A 2414-nucleotide genomic window follows, 5' to 3' on the forward strand; every position below is an offset into this window, starting at 1 on the left:
TCGATCAACGACTACCAGCTGACCATCGCGTCGGCCGTCGAGGAGCAGACCGCGACGACGAACGAGATGACCCGGGGTGTGGCCGAGGCCGCGACCGGCTCGGGCGAGATCGCCACCAACATCACCGGCGTCGCGACGGCGACGTCGTCGAACACCCAGGTGATCGAGCAGATGGGGGAGTCCGTCTCGGAGCTCGCCCGGATGTCCGCGGAGCTGCGCACCCGCGTCGCGGCCTTCACCTTCTAGCACCGTCGAGCACGGCGCCCCGCAGGTCCCCAGCGCGTACCCCCCATCGAGCAGAGCCCGGCCGGGCCGTCCCACGACCCGGCCGGGCACCCCTACCGCCGGCACCTCCAGGCCAGGTCACCCACCCGGTCGTCGGCACGGAACGAGGAACGTCCAGCATGTCCCCAGGTACCCACCGCACCGCGGTGCTCCTCGTCGTCGGCGTCCTGTCGCTGACGACCGGGTGCGCCGCCGGATCGGCGGACGACGACAAGCCCTTCGTCGGCATCGCCATGCCGACCACCGTGCAGACGCGGTGGGTCGCCGACGGTGAGAACCTCGCCGAGCAGTTCGGCTCGCTCGGCTTCGACGTCGAGATGCAGTACGCGGACGACGACGCCGCGCTGCAGGCCGAGCAGATCGAGCAGATGGTCGCCGGGGGAGCCGACGCGCTCGTCGTCGGGGCGGTCGACGCGGGCTCGCTCACCTCTGTCCTGGCCGACGCGCACGCCGCCGGCGTCAGGGTCGTCTCGTACGACCGGCTCATCGTGGACGGCGCGGCCGTCGACTACTACGCCTCGTTCGACAACCGGCGCGTCGGCGCGCTGCAGGCGAGCTCGCTCCTGCAGGGCATCGGGGTGCTCGACGAGGTGGGCGAGCGCACGGCGGACCGCGGGCCGTTCGCGATCGAGCTGTTCGCGGGTTCGCCCGACGACAACAACGCGCACGTCTTCTTCGACGGTGCGATGTCGGTCCTGACGCCCTACCTCGCGGACGGCGTGCTCGTCGTGCCGTCCGGCCAGACGACGTTCGACCAGGTAGCGACGCCCGGCTGGGCCGCGGACGTCGCCGGCGAGCGCATGGCGTCGCTGGTCGCCCCCTACCGCTCGGGCACCCGGCTGGCCGGTGTGCTGGCGCCGAACGACGGCGTCGCGCAGGCCGTCGTCGCCGCGACCGGTGACCTCGGGTACGTCCCGGTGGTCACCGGCCAGGACGCGGAGATCCCGGCGGTGAAGTCGGTCGCCGCGGGCGAGCAGTACTCGACCGTCTACAAGGACACGCGTCAGCTCGCCGAGGTCACCGTGCAGATGGTCGAGTCGCTGCTCACCGGCTCCGACCCGGAGATCAACGACACCACGTCGTACGACAACGGCGCCGGCGTCGTCCCCGCCTTCCTGCTCGCGCCGCAGCTGGTCACGCAGGACAACTACCGCGCCGTGCTCGTCGACAGCGGCTACTACACGGCGGAGGAGATCGGCTGATGAGTGACACGACCGTGCGCCGGCGCGGTGCCTGGTTCTGGGACCGGTCGATCGGCGTGAAGTTCACCGTCGTGCTGCTCGTCATGGGCGGGACGTTCGCCCTCGTCGGAGGAGTGGGTGCCTACGCGCTGCTGCGCAGCTCGCACCACCTCGACGAGATGGCCCGGCTCAACACGCAGCTGCAGCGCTCGTTCACGCAGCTCCAGACCGACCAGCAGCGCAGCCACGTCCTGGTGCGCCGCGCGGTCGACGCCGACGCGGACACGCGTCGGCAGCTGCTGACGTCGGCCGCCTGGGTCGACGCGGACGTGCAGGCGCAGGTGGCGGTGATCGCCGAGTTCCCGCAGGCCTCGGGTCCGCAGTGGGAGGCGTTCGGCGAACGGTGGGACGCGTGGCTCGCGCTGCGCAGCGGCACGCTCGAGCCGCTCATCGAGGCGGGGGACGCGGCGGGTGCCCGTGCCCTGCTCTCGTCCGAGATCGCTGCCGACCCCGACTGGGCCGGACGCGCCCTGACGCTCGCGTCGGCCCAGACCGACGCGGACGTCGTCGCGATCCAGGACGCCGCACAGGTCGAGATCCGCCGCACGATCCTCGTGCTCGTCGGGGGGTTCGTCGTCGCGACCGTGGTCGCCGTCGCGCTCGCCGCCGCGACCATCCGGCGCATCTCGCGCTCGGTGCGCGACGTCGGCCTCACGCTCGACGCGATGGCCGACGGCGACCTGACGCACGAGGTCGACGTGTCCGAGCGCGACGAGGTCGGCCGCATGGCGGCCTCGCTCACGAGCGCCCAGGAGTCGCTGCGCACGACGCTCTCCGAGGTCGCCCGGACCGCAGCGGAGGTCGCCGACTCGTCGCAGCGCTTCGCGGCCTCGAACACCGAGGTCTCGGGTGCGGCGAACGAGACGTCCGCGCAGGCGGGCGTCGTGG

General features: G+C 72.5%; 2 protein-coding genes and 1 pseudogene. All 3 read left to right on the top strand.

Annotated features, from left to right (window positions below):
- Nucleotides 1–246 (top strand): annotated as a pseudogene (locus tag CPE01_RS16205) (methyl-accepting chemotaxis protein); the annotation flags it as partial.
- Nucleotides 247–404: 158 nt separating this feature from the next.
- Complete coding sequence (locus tag CPE01_RS16210) at nt 405–1487, top strand: substrate-binding domain-containing protein (protein WP_146807840.1); 1083 nt, start codon at nt 405–407, stop codon at nt 1485–1487.
- Nucleotides 1487–2414: HAMP domain-containing protein (locus CPE01_RS16215; protein WP_146807841.1), on the top strand; the 928-nt coding region annotated here is incomplete at its 3' end. The genes CPE01_RS16210 and CPE01_RS16215, both read left to right, overlap by 1 nt.

Origin of the sequence: Cellulomonas persica (assembly GCF_007989825.1) — a bacterium.
GTDB classification, from domain to species: domain Bacteria; phylum Actinomycetota; class Actinomycetes; order Actinomycetales; family Cellulomonadaceae; genus Cellulomonas; species Cellulomonas persica.

Bases quoted from the DNA above. Each gene is read 5' to 3' on its own strand.
- CPE01_RS16210 (WP_146807840.1), top strand. From the start codon at position 405: ATGTCCCCAGGTACCCACCGCACCGCGGTGCTCCTCGTCGTCGGCGTC.